Annotated in this window: 2 protein-coding genes; both read right to left on the bottom strand. The window is 46.8% G+C overall.

What is annotated here, in order from left to right; genetic code table 11:
* Positions 1 to 209 precede the first annotated feature (209 nt).
* A complete protein-coding gene (locus tag HWQ67_RS20135) occupies positions 210 to 1,790 on the bottom strand; it encodes an FG-GAP-like repeat-containing protein (protein ID WP_304413903.1) in 1,581 nt (526 codons plus the stop codon).
* Positions 1,787 to 2,347 (bottom strand): hypothetical protein, encoded by a 561-nt coding sequence (locus HWQ67_RS15035; protein WP_218253509.1) that lies wholly within the window; start codon positions 2,345 to 2,347, stop codon positions 1,787 to 1,789. Before HWQ67_RS15035 ends, HWQ67_RS20135 begins: the two co-directional genes overlap by 4 nt.
* Positions 2,348 to 3,285: the final 938 nt, after the last annotated feature.

Here is a 3,285-nt window from a genome sequence, read left to right as displayed (position 1 = left end):
TTCGCAGGAATGACAGTTACAGGCGTTTTCCAAGTGTGTCATTCCTGGCTTGACCAGGAATCCATGATGCATAAAAGCGTAGTTACCATGAAATATAAAGAGGATACAGTTCACCCCTATATACTAAAATGACGCAGGTTTTTTCAGGCATGATATTTGATAGACAAAATAATAGGGTCAAGGGGGCGGCCTCCTTGACCCTATGGTCCTTACTTAACCTGCCATGACAGCGGCAGGGTTGCCGGGGAGCCGGTGCCTGAAATGGCAGATCCACTCATAAACCATATTACCACCTGGCCCGTTGAATTGTTTTGCCAGAGGATGTCGCTTCTGCCATCGCCGTTAAAGTCGCCAACTCTCTTGATCTGCCATGATACGGCTACGGTTGCCGGGGAGCCGGTGCCTGAAATGGCAGATCCACTCATAAACCATATTACCACCTGGCCCGTTGAACTGTTCTGCCATAGGATATCGCTGCTACCATTGCCGTCGAAATCGCCTGCGTCCTTGATCTGCCATGCGGAATTATCCACGGTTGCCGGATAACCTAATGCTGCAATCGAGGTTGAGTCCATGTGCCAGATGGCCACCTGCCCCGTTGAATCGTTTTGCCACAGGATGTCGCTCTTGCCGTTGCTATCGAAGTCGCCCACGCCCTTGATCTGCCACGACAGATCGGACACGGTCGCCGGAGAGCCAACAGACGATATGGCAGCTCCGCTCATAAGCCATATGACCACCTGACCGGTTGAGGTATTCTGCCAGAGGATATCACTCCTGCCATCGCCATTGAAGTCGCCCACGTCCTTGGTCTGCCATGAGTGATCGGCCACAGTTGCCGGATAACCAACGGCTGCAATCGAGGTTGAGTTCATATGCCAGATGATCACCTGCCCCGTTGAATCGTTTTGCCACAGGACGTCGCTTCCGTCGTTATTGTCGAAGTCTCCTATACCCTTGATCTGCCATAAGGAATCGGCTACGGTTGCCGGGGAACCGGTACCTGAAATGGCAGTGCCGTTCATAAGCCAGATACCAACCTGTCCTGACGATGTGTTCTGCCACAGGACGTCGCTTTTACCGTCGCCGTTGAAGTCGTTGGAGTCATGCTTCACGTTTGGCGTGGGCGTCGGTGTCGGAGTTGGTGTGGGCGTTGGTGTCGGAGCCGGGGTTGATGAGCCGGGATACAGGTAAGAGATGCCATTGATGTCGTCCTGGTCTAGGGTGCGCTTCTTTGTCTCTCCCTTAGAGCCGTAGCCATACATTGTTTTTTCCGTGTCAGCGCCGCTATACAAGTCAATCAGACACAGGGAATGTCCCAACTCGTGAGCGCCTATGTTCTGAACATCATGTGCAGTGGCTGACCCGTCGGTTGCCCAGGTATAGGCAAGGTTAAACTTTATGTCGCTTTCAATGATCTGCCCTGAGTTATAAAACCACGTCTGGTTTAACGCTAACGTATTGCTATAGCTTGGGTCTGAAAACGTTCCAAAGAGTATTAGGTTCATTGCGTCAGTTGAGTCGTAGGTTGTCGATGAGCTGGTGCCTCCATAGGTGAATGAAAAACCCGATGTTGCAACCGTTGACCACGTCTGCATAGCTTCCTGCAATGCACTTGTTGCCCCGGAAGGACCTGATGAGGGATTGACATAGACTGTTGCGTTATTTGTTGCCCATTTTATAGTGGCTCCACCGCCGGTCTTACATACCCCGTAGGCATGTGCATTTGTGGTGAACATCAGCAGAGAGACGAGCAGCAAAAGACACGTTCCTAAGACCCAGTTGTTCATTGCACGCTCCTTATCTGCTCTTTAAGCTCGTTTAACGGAATGACGTTCTTTAACGCCTTGCCTTTATTGTCGTTTATTACGGAGAATCCACCTCGCGTGGCAATGGCGTTCATCTCCACCGAGTATTTCCCCTGACCGCTGCCAACTACGTAAAATGACCCGGAGGTATCAGATACCCCTCTGCCAGATACATTGGCAACCGGACTGAGAAACACCAGGACATCCTCGCCCTTTTCAAACTGTGGCGTATCGGATACCCTCAATCCAATATCTCCAACCTCGCCTCCCTCATACCGGACAGTTATGGTTTCCGGGGTCGCTTCCCCCCTGACTACCTCCTTAACGTTTATCGTGACACCCGTATAAATCGTCGTCCCCTCCGTATTCCAGAACGACTGCTTATCCACTACGTTGCCCACAACCACCAGCGAAGACTGCCGTGTAAGCTCCTCATTGGTCATCCCTATCATTACACCAGGTACATTCGTGTGTAAAAACACCACAAACATCCATGTAACACTAAATACCAACAACAATGTCCTTAACTTCTTTTGCATTACCTTGTCCTCCCTTATCGCTCTGTTTCATAATATAGCGTTTATCTTATCGTTACACCATTGACGATATATTAACTTAAAAATGACGGTAAATTCAACAGGGCGAGTTGCCTTATGAGACAAGTTCACATTTAAGTAAACATAGGGATTGTCTGAACCATGATTACACAGATTAAAGGATTTACAGGAAAAAAAAGATTAAGCCCTGCCTTTAATCTAATCCTGATAATCCGTGTAATCCGTTAAATCGTGGTTCAGACATTTTTATTGTAGACATTTGGCAATGTGACGTTGTCAAGTTCATCACAGAAATATTTACAGGAACAATTTTTTTGGAGTAAGCGACCAACGGGAGCGGGTAGTGCAATCTACTGCCACTACAGCGGCTCTCTACCTTGACATTTGACAAAAGAATGTCACCCGTGCTATTATTATTATATGTATTTTGACAATGTCACATTTAAGTAAACATCAGGGATTGTCTAAAATAGGATTACGCAGATTAAAGGATTCACAGGAAAAAAGGGTCTGCTCGAACATAAATCCTGATAATCTCTTAATCCGTTAAATCGTGGTTCAGATATCTTTTAATTGCAGAGTTTGTAATGTGACATTGTCAAGGTATATATACACGACATGTAGTATGGCAACAGCGAACTTAAATAATGGTTGTTTGATGTAAATAAACTATAGAGATGTCAAATATTTAACATTAACTATATCGTTTTTTAATGAAAGCTAATAAATGTAAGTAGTATCATTGGAGGTAGTTATGTATTGGCAAAAGAACAGTCTGACAAAGATGAAGTATTGGCGCTACAACATAGTTTTCAACGTGAGGGTGCTGCTTGTCCTGATGTTGATAGCAGTGATTGGAGGCGTGTATATTAACGACATTGCCTATGCCGGTACCGTAAGCCTGCCCGGGACGGGGCAGA

Source organism: Candidatus Magnetobacterium casense, assembly GCF_019173545.1.
GTDB classification, from domain to species: domain Bacteria; phylum Nitrospirota; class Thermodesulfovibrionia; order Thermodesulfovibrionales; family Magnetobacteriaceae; genus Magnetobacterium; species Magnetobacterium cryptolimnobacter.
Note: the sequence above shows the minus strand (reverse complement) of the source record. Positions and strands in the feature narration are given on the sequence as shown.

What these genes read in the sequence shown, in the direction of transcription:
- HWQ67_RS15035 (WP_218253509.1), bottom strand. Translation starts at nt 2,347, where the DNA reads ATGCAAAAGAAGTTAAGGACATTGTTGTTGGTATTTAGTGTTACATGG.
- HWQ67_RS20135 (WP_304413903.1), bottom strand. Translation starts at nt 1,790, where the DNA reads ATGAACAACTGGGTCTTAGGAACGTGTCTTTTGCTGCTCGTCTCTCTG.